Annotated in this window: 18 protein-coding genes; 13 read left to right on the forward strand and 5 right to left on the reverse strand. The window is 41.4% G+C overall.

Going from position 1 to position 16919, the window contains the following annotated elements:
* Window positions 1-22 precede the first annotated feature (22 nt).
* A complete protein-coding gene (locus U9M98_01550) occupies window positions 23-1954 on the forward strand; it encodes a hypothetical protein (GenBank protein MEA2020381.1) in 1932 nt (643 codons plus the stop codon).
* Window positions 1955-2307: 353 nt separating this feature from the next.
* On the forward strand, window positions 2308-2859 hold the full coding sequence (locus tag U9M98_01555) for a hypothetical protein (GenBank protein ID MEA2020382.1): 552 nt from the start codon (window positions 2308-2310) through the stop codon (window positions 2857-2859).
* A gap of 128 nt (window positions 2860-2987) precedes the next feature.
* Here the strand turns inward: U9M98_01555 and U9M98_01560 are convergent, their stop codons facing one another.
* Window positions 2988-3143: a hypothetical protein gene (locus U9M98_01560; GenBank protein ID MEA2020383.1), complete on the reverse strand. Its 156-nt coding sequence runs from the start codon at window positions 3141-3143 to the stop codon at window positions 2988-2990.
* A gap of 204 nt (window positions 3144-3347) precedes the next feature.
* On the opposite strand from U9M98_01560, the gene U9M98_01565 reads away from it, so the two are divergent.
* A complete protein-coding gene (locus tag U9M98_01565; GenBank protein ID MEA2020384.1) occupies window positions 3348-3830 on the forward strand; it encodes a hypothetical protein in 483 nt (160 codons plus the stop codon).
* Between the two features lie 172 nt (window positions 3831-4002).
* Here U9M98_01565 and U9M98_01570 read toward each other — a convergent pair whose 3' ends face one another.
* Complete coding sequence (locus U9M98_01570; GenBank protein ID MEA2020385.1) at window positions 4003-5172, reverse strand: RtcB family protein; 1170 nt, start codon at window positions 5170-5172, stop codon at window positions 4003-4005.
* 61 nt (window positions 5173-5233) lie between these two features.
* Between U9M98_01570 and U9M98_01575 the strand changes: the two genes are divergently transcribed.
* The 6 genes from U9M98_01575 to U9M98_01600 all read left to right on the forward strand — a co-directional run bounded on the left by U9M98_01575 (window position 5234) and on the right by U9M98_01600 (window position 9336).
* Window positions 5234-6004 (forward strand): hypothetical protein, encoded by a 771-nt coding sequence (locus U9M98_01575; protein MEA2020386.1) that lies wholly within the window; start codon window positions 5234-5236, stop codon window positions 6002-6004.
* Window positions 6005-6032: 28 nt separating this feature from the next.
* Complete coding sequence (locus tag U9M98_01580) at window positions 6033-6281, forward strand: GIY-YIG nuclease family protein (protein MEA2020387.1); 249 nt, start codon at window positions 6033-6035, stop codon at window positions 6279-6281.
* A 62-nt stretch (window positions 6282-6343) separates the two neighbouring features.
* Window positions 6344-6844 carry a hypothetical protein gene (locus U9M98_01585; GenBank protein MEA2020388.1) on the forward strand — a complete coding sequence of 167 codons (501 nt, stop codon included), beginning with the start codon at window positions 6344-6346 and terminating at the stop codon, window positions 6842-6844.
* A gap of 26 nt (window positions 6845-6870) precedes the next feature.
* Window positions 6871-7380 (forward strand): hypothetical protein, encoded by a 510-nt coding sequence (locus U9M98_01590; GenBank protein MEA2020389.1) that lies wholly within the window; start codon window positions 6871-6873, stop codon window positions 7378-7380.
* A 318-nt stretch (window positions 7381-7698) separates the two neighbouring features.
* Window positions 7699-8877: a PQQ-dependent sugar dehydrogenase gene (locus U9M98_01595; GenBank protein MEA2020390.1), complete on the forward strand. Its 1179-nt coding sequence runs from the start codon at window positions 7699-7701 to the stop codon at window positions 8875-8877.
* Window positions 8878-8961: 84 nt separating this feature from the next.
* Window positions 8962-9336, forward strand: a complete 375-nt coding sequence (locus U9M98_01600; GenBank protein MEA2020391.1) for a DUF2177 family protein — start codon at window positions 8962-8964, stop codon at window positions 9334-9336.
* Between the two features lie 2 nt (window positions 9337-9338).
* Here the strand turns inward: U9M98_01600 and U9M98_01605 are convergent, their stop codons facing one another.
* On the reverse strand, window positions 9339-10130 hold the full coding sequence (locus tag U9M98_01605) for a DUF1295 domain-containing protein (protein MEA2020392.1): 792 nt from the start codon (window positions 10128-10130) through the stop codon (window positions 9339-9341).
* A 55-nt stretch (window positions 10131-10185) separates the two neighbouring features.
* On the opposite strand from U9M98_01605, the gene U9M98_01610 reads away from it, so the two are divergent.
* The 4 genes from U9M98_01610 (at window position 10186) to U9M98_01625 (ending at window position 13954) form a co-directional block, all read left to right on the forward strand.
* Window positions 10186-10653 carry a TspO/MBR family protein gene (locus U9M98_01610; GenBank protein MEA2020393.1) on the forward strand — a complete coding sequence of 156 codons (468 nt, stop codon included), beginning with the start codon at window positions 10186-10188 and terminating at the stop codon, window positions 10651-10653.
* A 40-nt stretch (window positions 10654-10693) separates the two neighbouring features.
* Window positions 10694-12157, forward strand: coding sequence for a UDP-N-acetylmuramoyl-L-alanyl-D-glutamate--2,6-diaminopimelate ligase (locus U9M98_01615; GenBank protein ID MEA2020394.1), 1464 nt, complete (start codon window positions 10694-10696; stop codon window positions 12155-12157).
* A gap of 82 nt (window positions 12158-12239) precedes the next feature.
* Window positions 12240-12611, forward strand: a complete 372-nt coding sequence (locus U9M98_01620; protein ID MEA2020395.1) for a hypothetical protein — start codon at window positions 12240-12242, stop codon at window positions 12609-12611.
* A 170-nt stretch (window positions 12612-12781) separates the two neighbouring features.
* Window positions 12782-13954, forward strand: coding sequence for an AAA family ATPase (locus tag U9M98_01625; GenBank protein ID MEA2020396.1), 1173 nt, complete (start codon window positions 12782-12784; stop codon window positions 13952-13954).
* 510 nt (window positions 13955-14464) lie between these two features.
* On the opposite strand, the gene U9M98_01630 is transcribed toward U9M98_01625, so the two are convergent.
* Together U9M98_01630 and xerA are read right to left on the reverse strand one after the other, a co-directional pair.
* Window positions 14465-15265: a ribose-phosphate diphosphokinase gene (locus U9M98_01630; GenBank protein ID MEA2020397.1), complete on the reverse strand. Its 801-nt coding sequence runs from the start codon at window positions 15263-15265 to the stop codon at window positions 14465-14467.
* A 77-nt stretch (window positions 15266-15342) separates the two neighbouring features.
* Window positions 15343-16302 (reverse strand): site-specific tyrosine recombinase/integron integrase, encoded by a 960-nt coding sequence (gene xerA / locus U9M98_01635; protein MEA2020398.1) that lies wholly within the window; start codon window positions 16300-16302, stop codon window positions 15343-15345.
* Window positions 16303-16919 lie beyond the last annotated feature (617 nt).

Raw genomic sequence — 16919 nt, forward strand, 5'->3', positions numbered from 1 at the left:
AGAACAAGAAAAGGAGCGTGACATGAGTAGGTCGAAAGCTGTCCTTAGTATAACCCTTATCATTAGTATACTGCTAGCACCCGTAGTAGGGTGGGGAGCAGTACCACTCCAAGCTTCAAAGCCTGTTGATAGTTTTAACTTGGAGATCGATATCGAAAATGACGGGAGTATTACTATCCGCGAACTGGAGGTGGGGGATCTAGATATTTCAATCCCGGTAGACGGAGAAGAGGTTGAAATGCATCTGGATGGACTCCAGTTACGAAACATAAGCACCCGTACCTTGGGAAAACTACTTGCCAACTATGGTATTGAAACCGAGATTCCAGAATTTACCCTGGACCCTCAGCAGGTAAGGGTACTGGTAGGTTATGGAGTTGAACACCTTGGGCTACGCAAAGTATCCCACGGAGCATGGCAAGAGCTAAGCCTCTACATCAACAACACCAAGTCTTTAGAAGCAGGTTTTGCAGATGAGACTCTAGACCTCCTGCTTACAGAAATGCGGTTAAGAAAAGAGGAAGCAGAGATGCTTAGAAGCTTTCTCTTGAAAGGCGCGGGGCAATTACTAGTTAACCTACCCAAGGCAGAAACAAAACCCTTATTCACCGACCAAGTCGAGGCTGAGAACAACCCACCGTTAAACACGGTGAGAGTAGGCGCTACACTCTCAGGAACAACTTCTGCTGGGGAAATAATCTCAGTGGGAGGAATAACCTTCGAGGAAGCAAACAAGGTACTACAAGGTATGGGCATCCCAACCCGTTGGCCCTTCTTAGTAGCCAACCCGTTAACAATCCTAGAGACGGAAACCCTAATAGCCAATGCAGGCAGAAACGGATTCCGACTGGAGAGCAACAACGGGCACTGGGCTCAAATAAGGTGGGACCAAGAAGGACGAGAAGCCCTATACAACATAGCCCCTGTTGCCTTCGACCTGGCAGAACAGTACAACTACAAGCTCCCTGTTTCGGCAGAAGAAGTTGCGACTGCTGCCTCGCTAGCAGAAGTTGCGCTGCCCAAAACAGAGCTGGTGCTTACTATTCACAACAGCACAGCACAGGTGGAAAGCAGCCCCAAAATCAAGGTTGGCCAAGTGCTGACATTCGAACTAGACAAGAGCGGCAATATCTTGCTTAACGGTGTTCCAGCGGGAACAACCTTCCTGGATTACAATTGGCTTGACTATCTAGGACCGGTTGCTGTTAGTTGGGACGGAGAAGCAAGGGAAGTCCGCTACACTGCAGATGAAGTAGCTTTACCACCAATATTTGTAGCCGAAGATGCTGCTGTCCAAGCAGGTGAAATTGCAGCCAAGAGCTTCCCGAATAGTCCAACGCTTGCGGAAGCTCCCTGGTCTAAGCTAGATAACTTGCTAGCAAACACCAGCTTAACAGGGATTGTTCTAACCACAGCCGGAGAAGCGCCCAAAGAGCTGAACTTGGAATACAGTGCAAAAAGTAGCATCGAGCCGCAAACAAGTGTTCTCCCTTCCTTGGCTTTGGATAGGGAAGGGAATATTGCACTGGGAAGCGATAAGGCAGCTCTCAACCTAACGCCCTACTTGGAAGAGAATGGCATATCTCTAACAGAGATAGCAAGCCTAGTTCCGCTAGGTATTAAAGATGCCAGACTCTCTGTAGATTCCAACCAAGTGGGCATCAACCTCAACGGGGCAAGTAACCCTATAATAGGTCTGCGTTGGGATTACGGATTACGGAAGAACGCTTTCAACACAGCAGACAAGGCATTTGGCGTGCGAAACTTCGTAAACCTCACAACCTACGGGATCGCAGACGCAATATTCCCTTACTGGGAGGAAACCGCCACCGAAATGGTTGCAGGGGGTCGCGGGTTCCAGTGGGGAATCCGAGTGATCATGGTAGAGAATGTAGAAGAGCTACCATCCTCACCCGCCGAGAACCTTCTCAAAAGACTAGGCATTACGCCCTAGCTATACAAGCGGAAGGAAAAATGTAAGGTCCTCAAAAAGGAAAAAGAAGAGAAGACACGTTCCTGACTCACAAAGCCTTGGCCACCCCTGCCAAGGCTTTTTTTCTGGAAAAGGCTAAGCCTCTTAGTTCTTTGCTATACCCCAATTCAGCAACCCAATTTAAATACTTAAAACTAAGTCCTCTAAAAATAATTATTCAGATAATATGACTATTGAAACTTCCTAGCTTCTAATATATAATGAGGCCTACGATATAGGCTAGATCTATTGGCCGACCATCGGGTGGGAAGAACTCCCACTTTTGCTCAATCTTGGCACCTAAACAAACATATTCCTAAGGAGGGAAAAAGTACATGCGGAAGATACTAGCAGTATTGATAGTTCTGACATTGGCACTTACGATCACATCTTCAGCCTTGGCCGACGGTGAAGAGTACACCGAAGGCATTGCCGACAACCCCCACAAGATCCGCAACAAGTGGGATCTGTCGGGAACCTTCGAAACGCGCTCCGGATACGATTGGGGAGGGCTTGCTGAAGGAACTTGGACGTACAAGTTCCATATCAAAGAAGCAATGGACGGAGAGTACTCCGTCGGCTCGATCCACTTCATTAATGGTGATATCGATGTCGTTGCTCATGTAGAAGCAACGGCAAGGGATTACGGTTATTGGAGTGGAAATGAGGGCAACCTCGCAGCAGTAGGCACTACCAACTACAACGACACCACCTATTACTTCATGTTTTTGTACGGGGAACGTTCCGTCTGGATGGCTCTAAGTACCACCCCTTACGATTCGTACTGGGCTAACCAGACCGTATGGGGAAGTTCCCTGCGAGCATACCAAGTCCACAGCCCCAACACCTACGACTTCCCACTCGACTACAAGATGATCAACCAGTAGTGATCAGCAACATCAGCCAAGATTGAGCAACCAAAGGTGAGGAGAGGCAACAAGCCTCTTTGCGCATACGCGCCCTCACCTTGTTTTTTTTTAAAACTTACTAAGCAGAGCTGCCCTTCCATCCAAATTTAAGACATCTCTTGCCCCGAAACTTTCATTTCATAAACCGCCTCGGGCACTGTTGAATCACTAACAAACGCCAGATAAAGACTATTACCATCTACATCAATTGCGCCTCTTAGTCCGCAAACATCAGTTTGGTAAGAAGTTAGATTAACTAACAATATTTCCTTATACTACTACGCTATTAGCTTTCAGAAAAGCAATTAACTCGGGAGGTAGCAACTTCTTTACAAATAGTGTACAATAACCGTCTGCAACTTAGAGATTTTAACTTAAAATCTCCAAGTAAATTAGCTTTAGTGCACAGAAGTTCAAATAAAAAGGAGAGCTCGTTGAGTACAATGGGCGCGTTACTAAGCCTGAGTTTGGTACTTTCCGGAACAGCCTCACAATACGCACCGGGAGTAATGGAAGCAACAATCCAGACTCGGCAAAGCGGAAGAACAGCCTATAATCTACCCAAGAATCTGCCGCCAGTAGATGGCTTTGCAGCTCTAGCTGAGGAGTACTACATAGGGAAAATTGTTTTCTTTCGCTCCCAGGGAGCAGGCGAGTGGGAAGCGTTCCTTGTAGTAGACTACGCAGGAAAGAGCGATTGGCAAAGCGCAACGGATCACCGCTCTGGTTACCAATGGATAAAGACCAGCAGTATTGTTGCAGAAGTAGATGCTGCTACCGGAAGAAGGTGGGGCAAATCCTGGGGAGGTATTCCGGTACAAATGATTATCCCTCCTAAAGGATCCCTCATATTCCCCTCAAGGCTAGGTAACAGATTGCCTAAACATATGCTAGATAGCTACTCCGAAGCACAACTAGCTGGGTTCACAATCCTCCTGCCCGAAAAATAAGCCGCAGCCTCTGGGTGCTCTTTCAACGTGCGTCCCGCACAAAGAAGAGCACCTTCTTTAGACCTCCGAGGTCTATAGACGCTGTCTCCACGGGCTTAAAGGCGTGGTTCTAATTTAGCCCTTTTCAAACCCATCATTACAAGGTTTTTATACCTCGGAGGTCTAGGAAGGGCTAAGCGATAACCACTGCGAGGGGGGTGAGGGTAATTTCCATCTTTGCCAAACTTTTTTGGTCTTCAACCACACTTTCAATATCTTTGTACGCCCAGGGGGATTCTTCGGGGATATCGCTCTTTTTAGCTTTACCTAGAACTACACCGCGCTCTTTAATGTCTTCCATCACTTCCTGAACAGAATACTTCCTTTTGGCTTCTTTACGGCCCATTGTTCGTCCGGCACCGTGGGCACAAGACTCAAAGCTATCCGGGGTACCCAAGCCTTTGCCAATATAAGAATTGGTACCCAAACTACCCGGAACAATAACCGTTTCTCCCTCTCGCGCGCGAATTGCACCTTTGCGGTGAACCCAAACCTCCTTACCAAAATGTTCTTCCAAAGCCGCGTAATTATGGTGGGCATTTAACTGCTCCCCAAACTCAACCGGACCAAAGGTTTCCTCAAAGATTCTCTTAGCTACCTTCAAAATACGACGTCTGTTTTCCCGAGCAAACTTCATTGCTAACTGCATAGCCTGAATATACGCCTGTGCATCTCCTGTTTCCAAATCCAAATAAGCTAAATCCCAATCGGGTAAATCCAAACCTCTCTTTTGGCATTGCTTTTGCGCTTTCTTATGAAAATGTTCAGCAATTGCGTAACCAAAATGGCGGGAACCAGTATGGACCATTAAAGACACCGAACCTTCATCTGTTTTCAAAACATCCACAAAATGATTACCCCCACCCAATGTACCCAAAGATTTTTTCGCTCGTTTAACCTCATGCTCCAACTCTGGGGGAAGTAAGTTTTTATCTAAAAACCCGGAACCAGCCTGGACTTTATCGTGAACACGGAAACCCATCGGCACTGCACGCATAACTTGCCCCGTGAAGTGCTGCAGCTTTTCTTCGGCAGCTTCTGCCGCAGGAAAATCTGTCGAAACGTAAGCCATCCCGCAGCCAATATCTACCCCCACCGCATTAGGGCAAATTGCCGCCTCCAAGGCCAAAACCCCACCGATGGGCATACCGTAACCAATGTGGGCATCGGGCATTAGCGCGGTGTGGTGGTAAGCAGGCAAAAGGTTGGACATATTCCTTGCCTGCTGAAGACAATCTTCTTCCAAATTTTTGGGATCTGTAAAAACGTAAAGAGGAACTCTCTCGGTATCAATTATTTCCATGCCTTTATATTACAACAAGTAACAACCAATACCAAAGTTCTATGTGCTAAAATATCAAATAATGAGCTTGATAACGGAAAGGGGTTTACGAGAGTTTCTAGAAAAATATACTATTCCTGTTGCTATCAATATTGTCTGGTTAGTCCCAGCTTTGGGTTTAGCTGCAAGTTATTTTAACCTCCTACCTCATTATGGCTTTCTTTACTCACTATTATTCGCATTTCCCGCTGCTCTTATCCCTTTCATAGCTAGGGAAATTCTACAAAAGCGCCAATTACAACAAACCAAAGAGAAAGAATTTAAAGAAAGTGCAAGAGGCGAAAGTTGGAAAGAACCCCACTTTGTGCGCAATCTAACCAAGAAAGAGAGAAAAATACTGGGTAACCAAGGCAAATTTGCCAAACAGCTGTACCTAAAATCTTTTAAAACAATATTTTTAATCCTACTAGGTGTTGTCGCGCTTTCCCTTCTTTTTGGAATAGCCGCTGCAGCAGAATATAGCGCACCACTCCTACCTCAAACTTTAATATATTTTTACATTTTCGGTACTTTAGCAACTTTTTTTGTAATAAGAGAACATAGCAAAGAAAGAAAAATATACAAAGACTTGCAACTACCAGTAAAAAAGGTCTGCGGTAACCTTATAAAACAAGAGGATTATTACGACGAAGAAAATTATGATAGAAGACTTATTGTTCGTGGTGTAACCTTTTCCGGAAAATACAATGATATTGATAACTTTTGGAACATAGATGAGGAGGATCAGGTAATAATTGAGTACAGTCCAAACACAAAAAAAATCTGGAACCTAAAAACAGTTAACAATAATTAGCTTTTTTCAAATCTTACAAAAAGATAGCATGTATTACTTTTATATTCTACGCTGTTCTGATAATTCTCTGTACTCCGGAGTAACAACCAACCCCAAAAGAAGGGTTAAGGAACACAATTTTGATAATGTCAAAGCTTCAAAATATACAAGGGCGCGCCGCCCGGTAAAACTAGTTTATACAGAAAAACACAAAAGCAAAGAAAGCGCACTGAAGCGGGAAGCAGAAGTTAAGAGTTGGAAAAAGAAAGAAAAAGAAAAACTAATCTCTTCTAACTAACACATTTTAGAAAAAACCTGTGCTAAGATAGGAAAGGTAACTAGTAAAGGAGGTGATACTTTTTGGCTAAACCATACCAAAACGCAACTACAATTTGCATTATTCTCACAATAATTGCAGTCATTGGAATAATATTAGGATTTGCAACCGCTAATCCTCTTTTCCCAGTTCTATTACTTTTACCTACTGCCGGCTATGAGCTTTACCGGACAGAAGGGAAAAGTACCAAGTTTGCTTCCATTGTAATGTTAGCTGTTCTTGTTGCCGAACTAGCATTCATCTTATTTGGTATTAACTTCAATGTTGCTGAATACCTGGGACACTCAGGACAATATATTAGCGGTTATTATGTACCTTTCGGTGATATTAAAATTCTTGCTCCATCACTAATGGCGGTAGCTGCTGTAGTTTTAATTAGTAACACAAGGGGAAAATACACAAAATGGCTAGCAGCAATTATTTTTGTTTCAGCTTTTGCTATTGTCCATATTGTTGATCCTACAGCTTTTCAGCAACTGTTAAATGTTGGCGTGAAAGAAGGAATGCGCAGATTGCGCTTCTAAGAACACAAATTACCCCAGCCTCCTTAATTATGAAGAGGAAAGTTGTTGTAAATGACAAAATGCAGCAAGGCTACACTTATTACTGCACTGATCCAATAGGGAAAGACTTTCACCCTGAATTTAAACCCGAGTTAACTCCAAAGGAAATGTTGGAGCTTGGTGTTTTTGGCGGCAAGTACATGACAGATTGCAAAGAAGAGTTCCCAAACAACTGGTTTGAAAATGCTAAATTATCTCCAGAAAAGAAAAATCCAAGCTTAAATTACTTTGGCGTGGAAGCTTCCATGCCGTTGAAGCACTGGCAAGAAAAGGGCTGGATTTATGAAGAAGATCCCCGCGGCTGGTTCCAATGGTATGCGCGTTATTTCATGGGTAGGAGAATACCAGAAGAAGACGAGCGGCAAATAAAAAGGTGGAAAGCTTTTCGCAGACATAAAGCTGCAGTGGAAAAGAATTGCAAGAAAGGTAACCTTACTTGCAGAAAAAAGCAACGCCAAGCGTTACTCCATTGGGCTTACGATTCAAGAAAGATATAAAAAAGTGCTTGTATGATAAAATAAAAAGCGCGTCAAATGCATTCCGGTGGAAAAGCTAGATAAGGAAAGAACTATCCGCTCTCTTCCGTTTTCCTATGTCCGAATCAGAACTATCCTTTGTTAGAAGAAAGGAAAAGATGCTTTGAACACAACAATTACTCGGCTCTAGGTTCTGTCTTTTTCTTTTTATAAGCTACTACTAACAGTTTTTCAAAAAAAATCGAAAGTGAAAAAGCCAAGCAACTGTTGCAAATATTATTACCTCAATCTTACATTAACTTAATTCTACTTTTATCTGTAAGGTGTATATTTACAAGTATGGAAAGCAAAATCCTTAAAAGAAATGCTGCGCAAAAGGCTGTAATTATAGTGCTAATATCATTTTTTGTTTTGGGAGGAGCTAGTCTATTTATAATTTCTCGAAATAAAGGGCGAGTTCAACAACTGCTACCATCCACTGCACTCCAAGAAATACAAGAAACAGGACAAAAACCACAGCTAGAAGAATCATCACAAAAAGACACAGAAATTGTAGCTAAAAATTTAAATATTCCTTGGGAAGTAGTTTTTCTTCCAGGAGGCGACTTGCTAGTAACGGAACGGCCAGGAACCTTACTTAGAATTTCTGAAACTCAAGCCGAGATTCCCATTCAAGGAGTGGAACACAGAGGAGAGGGAGGACTGTTAGGGCTTGCTCTTCACCCCAATTTCCAAGAAAACAGCTTTATTTACCTTTACCTTACAACCCAAGGTGAGGGAGGTTTAGAAAACAGAGTAGAGCAGTACCGTCTAGAAGAAAACCAAGTAGAAAAAACAGCTACTATTATTGACAGCATACCCGGCGCAGTTTATCACGATGGGGGAAGGATTAAATTTGGTCCTGACGGTAAGCTTTACATCACTACTGGTGACGCTGGTAATGATAATCTAGCTCAAGACGTAAACTCTCTAGCTGGTAAAATACTGCGCCTAAACCCAGATGGGAGCGTACCAGAAGACAACCCCTTCAACAATGCGGTATGGACATACGGGCATCGCAACCCCCAAGGTCTAACCTGGGACAATCAAGGCAGGCTTTGGGCTACAGAACACGGACCCTCAGGATTACAATCCGGTTTGGACGAACTTAATTTAATTGAAAGGGGGCAAAATTACGGATGGCCGGAAATACGTGGAGACCAAACTCGAGAAGGAATGGTAACACCAGTTATAGACTCTGGACGGGACACCACCTGGGCTCCTGCCGGCGCAGTTTATTTGGATGAGAAAATCTTATTCGGAGGGTTGCGCGGATCAGCACTTTACGCAGCAACAGTTTCCAAAGGAAAAATTACACAAGCGTTATCCTATTTTCAAAACGAGTTTGGTCGTATCCGCGCAGTAACACTTGGACCGGACAATTATCTTTATATAACCACTAGCAACACAGATGGTCGTGGCAATCCAGCACAAAACGATGACAAGATAATTCGAATCAACCCTCGTGTACTTCGTTAAAAAACCAAAAAACACTAAGTAGCTATTTTCTTTCTACTGGTTTATACTTAAAGCATAACTGTTTTAAACTTTTTAAAAATTTACATTGCAGCTGGCGTACCATTTTGGATTCTAGATGCGATCTGGCTGGGAATAGTATCCAAAAATTTTTATCAAAAAGAGCTTGGGTCACTCCTAAGAAAAGATATAAATTGGTCTCCTGCAATTATATTTTACCTACTTTATCCACTGGGCATTACTATTTTTGCCCTTGTTCCAGTTAAAGACACAAACTCTCTACAAAAAGCAGCTAGTCTAGGCGCACTGCTGGGTCTTATTGCTTATGCAACCTACGATTTAAGTAACTTTGCCACACTAAAAGATTGGCCTATTTCTGTAGTTATAACTGACATCTTTTGGGGAATATTTGTAACAGCAACAAGTACTGCTATTGCTTATCTCCTGCTTAACAAATTTTGAACTTAGTCCTTAGGAGGTAGGGGAACAAAAACACTAGTTTTCTTCTTGTACTCTTCAAATTCTGCATTACCTTCCATCTTCTTTTCCAAAAGAGGAATTCCCGAAACTTTTAAAATTAAGATTGTAATTGCCAACGGACCAATAATACTTACCAAACCATAGGGATGGGCTAACGCTAATAAAAACACGCCCCACCACAAAAGAACCTCACCAAAATAATTAGGGTGCCTTGAGTATTTCCACAATCCTGTAGTAAGAAGCTTGCCCTTATTATCCGGGTCCTTCTTAAATTTATACAGTTGCCAGTCAGCAAGAGACTCGAAAGAAAAGCCTACAACCCAAATTATTAGACCTAATAGATCTGAAATCCAAAAACTGCGTCCGGAAGTAGAGTGGATTAAGAGTAGGGGAGTAGCAATAACTAAAAGCAAGAATCCCTGCAAAATAAAAACTTGAAAGTAACTATAAACAAGGGCTTTCTCTCCCCATTGCTCTCGCCACTTTTTATAACGAAAATCCTCATCCCGCCCGCGCCCTCGTAAATATATGTGGGTAGCCAAACGTAGCGCCCACAAAGTAACCATGGTTAAACTTAAAATTTCTCGCAAGGTAACCTGACCCTTAGTAAGAAATGCAGTATAAGTAACAACTATAAATCCTAATCCCCACGCAATGTCAGCTACTGAGTTATCTTTTCGAAGAGTAGCAACAATAAAAGCAATGTTCAGATGAATGAACAAAATTAGAGCAGGAATCTTAAATATTTCAAGCCAGAACTGAATAAAATCCAACATTATAAAAGAGATAGCATTTAGTTGACTAATCTATTATAATCACAATCAGAACACTATGTCCAATATTATTAAATTTTTTACTTCGCTGTTAATTACTCTTAGTGCTGGCGGCATTGGTTCTATTTTTACAACGCCAGCTATACCCACCTGGTATGAAACTCTAAAAAAGCCAAAATTTAACCCCCCGGGATGGGTTTTTGGCCCTGCCTGGACTATTTTATACATACTTATAAGTATTTCCTTTCACCTTATTTGGTCAACGGTGGGTTTTGAAAAAAACAAAAAAGTTTTAGTGATTTTTGTTATTCAACTAGTTTTGAATGCTTTGTGGTCCATAATATTTTTTGGCTTACAAAACCCAGCCCTTGCCTTCATTGAGATAGTAATTCTATGGGTAGCGATCCTCCTAACCCTGTTAAACTTTTACAAATTAGATAGGACTGCGGGGCTACTTCTCGTACCTTATCTACTTTGGGTCACCTTTGCTGCACTCCTAAATTTCTCCATCTGGCAACTAAACTGAAAAACTGTGACAAAACCTCTTTAACTCGTTTCCCTAGTCGATGACTATAAAAAGATACGCAAAGTCTCTTAAAGACCACAACCTCATCCTAGATACAAACCTCCCTCAAAATCTAGAAATAAGTGGGATCAGTTCCGACTCCAGAAAAATCGAAAAGGGTAATATCTTTGTAGCCATAAAGGGTTTAACATTTGACGGGCATCGCTTTATAACAGAAGCAAAACAAAAAGGAGCTGTAACTTTTGTAGTAGAAAAAAAGCTGCCCCAAGAATACCCCTATATTCAAGTAGCCGATACCAGAAAAGCTTTGGCTTGTCTCTGGTCCACCTATTACAACCATCCGCAAAAGAAGCTTAAAATAATTGGAGTAACTGGCACAGATGGAAAGACCACCACTACATATCTGATTCAACACTTTTTAAAAGCTGCTAGGTATGAAGCAGGACTGATTTCAACAGTTAAAGCGTGCTGGAACGACAAAGAAATCCCAACTGGCCAGCATGTTTCCACACCAGAACCCAAAGATTTGTTCAAAATACTTTCTCAAATGGTTAAAGATAACTGCACCTACATAGTAGTAGAAACAACCTCACATGGGCTGGATCAAGACCGCGTTTTTGGCATTAACTTTGAAGTAGGCGTACTAACTAACATTACACCTGAACATCTTGATTACCATCACACATTTGAAGAATACAAGAAAACCAAGGCCAAACTTTTCCAAAATTCCCAAATTTCCGTCTTAAATGAAAATGACCCCCAAATAAATTATTTTAAAAACAAGGCAAAAGGTGCAATAAAAACATATGACCACAAAAAAGAAAAACTCAACCTAAAATACGACAAGAAAAAATTACCCGGGGACTACAACCGAGCTAATATTCTTGCTGCAAAGAAAGCAGCCCGTATCTTTAATGTTTCCGACCGTTCTTTACAAGAAGGACTCAAAAAATTCCAACCCCCAAAGGGTCGGTTCCAAGAAATAGTTAGCAACCAACCGTTCAAAATTATTATTGATTTTGCCCACACCCCCAACGCTTTAAAAGCATTACTTTCTACTGTTAATAAAATCAAAAATAAAAACTCAGGAATAATCTGCGTGTTTGGCTGTGAGGGTGAGCGAGATAAAGGAAAGCGCGTTCCTATGGGCAAAATTTCTGCTCACTACGCAAAAATCTCTATCCTCACCGCAGTTGACCCCCGCAACGAGTCCCTAAAATCAATAAACAAAACAATTGCCTTCGGCCTAAAAGTGGGTGGTGCTCACAAAATTCACCAAAAAAATATTCATAAATTGGACAACACTAATACAAATAAACACTTTTTTATACAAATTCCGGATCGCGCTCGGGCAATTAAAAAGGCTTTACAACTCGCGAGAGTAGGGGACTGGGTACTGGTTTTAGGTAAGGGCCACGAAAAAACAATGAATCTTGGCAGCGGGGAGGTACCCTGGAGTGACCAACAAGCAATAAAAAATGCTCTCACCACTTTTAGTACGTAATTAGAGTTGAGAGTTGGGGTTAAATATGCTTAAATTGGCGTAAGCATCCATCTTATCCTCCTTTCAAAAAAGGAGGTGGCAAGTGTCTGAGGAACGGCACATATTCGAGGAGACGGTAAACGAAGAAATTGAAAGGTTGCTGGACGTGCACCTAGCAGAAGAAGGAATCTACAGGTTAAGGGAAAACCTCAAACTAATCGTCGAGGTTATGTTGAGAATACCACCGGAACCCGTAAGGGAACTAAACACCTTAGCCCGTGCTTATGTGCAAGGAAACAAAAGTCAAGATGAGCTTATTAATGCTCTCGAGACTTTCCTTGCAAAAATCCCCCCAGAGGCGGTAAGCCTCTTAACCGAACAAAGGGACGGGACGGGCACTCTGATGAGCAACCTACGCAAAAAGGTAGAGGAAAAACGCCGCTTCGTCAAAACACAGGGGAAAGTATACAGATGAAAAGTGCAAAAAGGAAATGCGTGAGCTCCACAAACAGGAGGAAAAGATGGCTAGCCCCAAACGTGAAGCGCGCCGTCCCAATGCGGTCCCAACAAAGGCGCTTCACATTTTTTTAATTGGTAACGCTTTTCCACCATTCAAAATAATACCCCGTTTGCTATACTTAACCTGTGCAAATTGAACTTAGCACTGATCAAAGAAAAGTCCTCAGAAAAATCTGGAAATGGTTTGTGGGGAAAAGACACCCCTTCTTAACCTTTGGTGGTTACGCTGGTACAGGTAAAACCACCATGACAGCACTTTTCCGCCAAGCTCTAAAGCAAGAATTCCCCGAAGTAAAAGTTGCTTTCTGCTCCTACACGGGAAAGGCAGCTCGTGTTTTAGAAGAAATATTAAAAAACCACCACGCACAGTTCCCAGGTGACACCACCGGTACTATTCATTCTCTAATCTATGAACCAGAAAAGGATGAAAAGGGACACATCCTTGGCTGGTATCCAAAAGATGAATTAAAAGCAGACTTGATAATTGTTGATGAGGCTTCCATGGTAAATAGAAAAATTTGGCACGATTTACTACGATTTGAAAAACCTATTCTTGCTGTAGGTGACCATGGTCAACTACCCCCAGTCCACGGGGAGTTTAATCTTATGGAAAATCCTAACCTAAGATTAGAAAAAATTCACCGCCAAGCTCGAGGGAACCCTATAATTGAATTATCGGAAAAGGTAAGGTCAGGAAAAGAAATACCTTACGGCGATTTTGGTAAAGTTAAAAAGTTAAGACGAGAATCTCCGGAAACGGGAGAATTAGTGGAAGAGATTCTCAGCGATTATAATGAAGAACTTCTTGTACTAGTAGGTTATAACCGCACGCGTGTACAATTGAACAACGCAATTAGGGAAATGCAATACCGAAAGAGCAGGGAACCACAAAGTGGGGACCGCATAATTTGTTTGCGGAATAATCACCGCAAGGGGATCTATAATGGAATGCGCGGAAAGATACAACAAATAGAACCCTGGAGAGGTGATAGGGGAAGAACCTTGTGGTACTTTTTAGAAGCTGAGATGGACAACGGGGAACTGTATACGGGAAAGGTTTTAAAAAAGCAGTTTAATCAAGAAAAAACAATTCAAGAACTGCCTAACCTTTCCTTCAAAGAAATGGGAGATTTGTTTGATTTTGGGTATGCTTTAACTGTGCATAAAGCACAAGGAAGCCAGGCTAGGCAGGTGCTGCTTTTCGAAGAGCGGTTTCGCCAAATGGATGACGACGATTGGTTCCGCTGGCTTTACACCGCAGTAACAAGAGCAGAAGAAGAGCTGGTTATTGTAGGATAACTATGTTAATTTTCAAATTAGAATTATGAGCAGTCTTACCACTTTTGAATTACTCTTAATCACGCACCTAGTAATGGATTGAATTTTTCAAGGCCATAAAGAAGCAACCAAGAAAAGCACCCAACCCAAATATTTGCTCCGCCACAGTTTAATTTACACCCTTGGATTTATTCCCGCTTTTACCTATCTAAATATAAATCTTCTTTGGCTTGCGCTCCTTTTTACAAGCCACCTTATTCTTGATGAAAGAACGTTTGAAACCTGGATTATGGAAAAAATAAAGGGAGTAACTGAGAAAAACACAACACCAGAGCTGCACCGCATTGTCTCGACCGGAGTGGATCAGACACTACATATCTTAATCCTAGCTACCATTACCGCTCTGATATAAATCTTAAAGCTTAGTTACTTTTTTCTCCCACGTAAACAGCGCCCCCAAAGACTTGCCTTGGTGGATCCTCTTAATTACTAGGGAAAATAAATCAGCTAGGGAAATTATTTTCATTTTTTCTAGTTTTTTTTCTCGGAGAGAGGAACTGTATCCAAAAGCAAAATTTTGGAAATAGGGGAGATCTCTAGCCTTCCTACTGCTGAACCAGATAAAAGAGCATGTGTAGCACAAATAATTATATCCTTCGCCCCAGCTTGCTTTAAAACTTTTGCAGCATTAGTAATGGTTCCTCCCGTATCAATAATGTCATCAACAATAACAACTAGCTTATTTTCCACATCTCCAATTACTCGAACCACTTCCGATTGATTGTGCCCCACCCGTCGCTTGTCCAAAACTACCAAAGGAACTAGCAACAATCCTGCCATTTTCCGACATCTTTTCATTGCGCCAGTGTCCGGAGCTGCAATTACCATATCTTCATAATCCTCATCCTTTAAATAATTCGCAAACTGCGGATAGCCTACAAAATGGTCAAAAGGAATATCGTAAAATCCTTGAATCTGATCGGAATGTAAATCCACTGTAACTACTCGATCTGCTCCTGCCTTACTAATCAAATTAGCAACCAACTTGGCTGTAACTGGTTCTCTAGAAATAACCTTCCTGTCTTGCCGAGAGTACGCTAAATATGGACAAATGATATTAATTCTTCTCGCTGAAGCCCTTTTCAAAGCATCAATAGTAACTAAAAGCTCCATTAAGTTTTCATTAACGGGGTTACCTAATGTCTGAATTAGAAAAACATCATCACCACGAACCTTCTCTTTTATCCGTACGTAAGTTTCTCCATCAGAAAATTTTTCAATCTGAGTGGGAGTAAGAGGAATTCCCAAATTAGAAGAGATTTTATTAGCCAAATCTGGGTGAGAACTACCACTTATTAGATGGGTTTTTGACATTACTAATTCTAATCTAAGCTAGATTATTTTAAGTTTCAAGAACTGTCCCCATCTTCATTTCCACTATGATATTCCTCGTGCACTTCTTTTAATTTCTGGTCAGTAACATGCGTATAAATCTGAGTGGTGGAAACGTTTTTGTGACCCAAAAGCTCTTGCACCTCTCGCACATCTGCACCTGCACGGAGCAAATCTGTTGCAAAAGTATGGCGTAAAGTGTGTGGTGTAGCCTCAGTAGTTAACCCTAATTTATGTACATATTTCTTTACCAAGCGCTGCACACTACGAGCAGAAAGGCGGTATGCCTCGTCCTCATCTTCGCCCTCATCTGGCGCTGGACCGCGGTACCGAATAAACAATGGATCTAAGTCATCCTCTCGAGTCTCTAAATACTCAGAAAGAGCACGCGCTGCGCGATCACTTACAAACACAACCCTACTTTTTCCACCTTTTCCAACTACTGAAAATTCCCGGGTTTCTAAATTTATCTTATCTCTATTAAGAGAAACAAGTTCGCTAACCCGCAAACCAGTCGAAAACAGAAGCTCCAAAATAGCCCGATCCCTTTTCCCAATCTTTGTTTTAGAATTAGGAGCAAAAAAAAGTTTTCGCAGCTCTTCCGATTGCAAAAAATCAATTTCTCTTTCACCAGTTTTTCCCAGCGAAATTTTCTCCGGAGGCATAACCTCTAGCCCTCGTTCAGTAATAAGATAACGGAGAAAGCTTCTAAGAGCAATTAAGTGGTAATTACGAGTCTTAGGCTTTAATTTACGACCTTTTTCATTTTTAAAGTCAAAAAGCTTTACTTGGTAGTCGCGAATTAGAGTAGGGGAGATGGAAGAAACTTTCTTAACATTAGTCCAATTTAAAAATCTGGTAAGGTAGTGGCCATAACTTTCTAAAGTTTTTTCTGAATAATTTTTTTCCAGTTTAAGGTACTGTAAAAAATTATGAACCAAGTTTTCAACTTGATTTGCTTCTTTTTTGTCACTCATTATTATTAGTGTATTCCAAACTAGGAAAGTGGGTCCCAAATCCTAACCCAGTGTTTATAAGAAACGTCGCTCAATGTAGATTATACGACGTATAGGCTTAGATTAACCCATTTCTAAACAAAAATCAAGCAAGCCAACACCCATCTTCAAGCCTCCTTCAAATCTAAATCCTCATCCAAACAAAAAAATCAAACCTCCTACCCTCAGCAAACTTTGCGGCTTAATTTTTTACAAAAAAAGGGATAGAAACTACAAAGGGGAGTGCAAAAAAATTAAAAGCAAAAATTGAACAAAAAAACAATTTTTTAGCCAATACTTATATCATGTTTAGAAAAAAATTGCCTTAGAAATGCTCTAAGCGGCTCAACAATTATTCCCTATAATAATAGGTTATCCACAAAATAACAAAATAGGGAAGTTCCAGTTTTCTGAAAAAGTTCGGATATAAATTTAGAGGGAAACCTTTTTGGGGAATTAAGCAAAAAAAAATATAAGAAAAAAATACAAAATAAAACTTAAAAAATTTAGGCTTGGTATTTTTTTTTGTTTTTTTTGTTCCACCAGCTGGTGGATTGGATTTGGAAAGATGAAAAGACTTCAACAATTAAGTTAAGGCG

The organism is Patescibacteria group bacterium, assembly GCA_034659915.1.
GTDB lineage: Bacteria > Patescibacteriota > WWE3 > JAUXAW01 > JAYEID01 > JAYEID01.

Excerpts from the sequence above, each read along its gene's own strand:
- U9M98_01570 (MEA2020385.1), bottom strand. The coding sequence starts at position 5,172 with ATGGAAATAATTGATACCGAGAGAGTTCCTCTTTACGTTTTTACAGAT.
- U9M98_01555 (MEA2020382.1), top strand. The coding sequence starts at position 2,308 with ATGCGGAAGATACTAGCAGTATTGATAGTTCTGACATTGGCACTTACG.
- U9M98_01610 (MEA2020393.1), top strand. The coding sequence starts at position 10,186 with ATGTCCAATATTATTAAATTTTTTACTTCGCTGTTAATTACTCTTAGT.
- U9M98_01580 (MEA2020387.1), top strand. The coding sequence starts at position 6,033 with ATGTATTACTTTTATATTCTACGCTGTTCTGATAATTCTCTGTACTCC.
- U9M98_01550 (MEA2020381.1), top strand. The coding sequence starts at position 23 with ATGAGTAGGTCGAAAGCTGTCCTTAGTATAACCCTTATCATTAGTATA.
- U9M98_01575 (MEA2020386.1), top strand. The coding sequence starts at position 5,234 with ATGAGCTTGATAACGGAAAGGGGTTTACGAGAGTTTCTAGAAAAATAT.
- xerA (MEA2020398.1), bottom strand. The coding sequence starts at position 16,302 with ATGAGTGACAAAAAAGAAGCAAATCAAGTTGAAAACTTGGTTCATAAT.
- U9M98_01615 (MEA2020394.1), top strand. The coding sequence starts at position 10,694 with ATGACTATAAAAAGATACGCAAAGTCTCTTAAAGACCACAACCTCATC.
- U9M98_01595 (MEA2020390.1), top strand. The coding sequence starts at position 7,699 with ATGGAAAGCAAAATCCTTAAAAGAAATGCTGCGCAAAAGGCTGTAATT.
- U9M98_01605 (MEA2020392.1), bottom strand. The coding sequence starts at position 10,130 with ATGTTGGATTTTATTCAGTTCTGGCTTGAAATATTTAAGATTCCTGCT.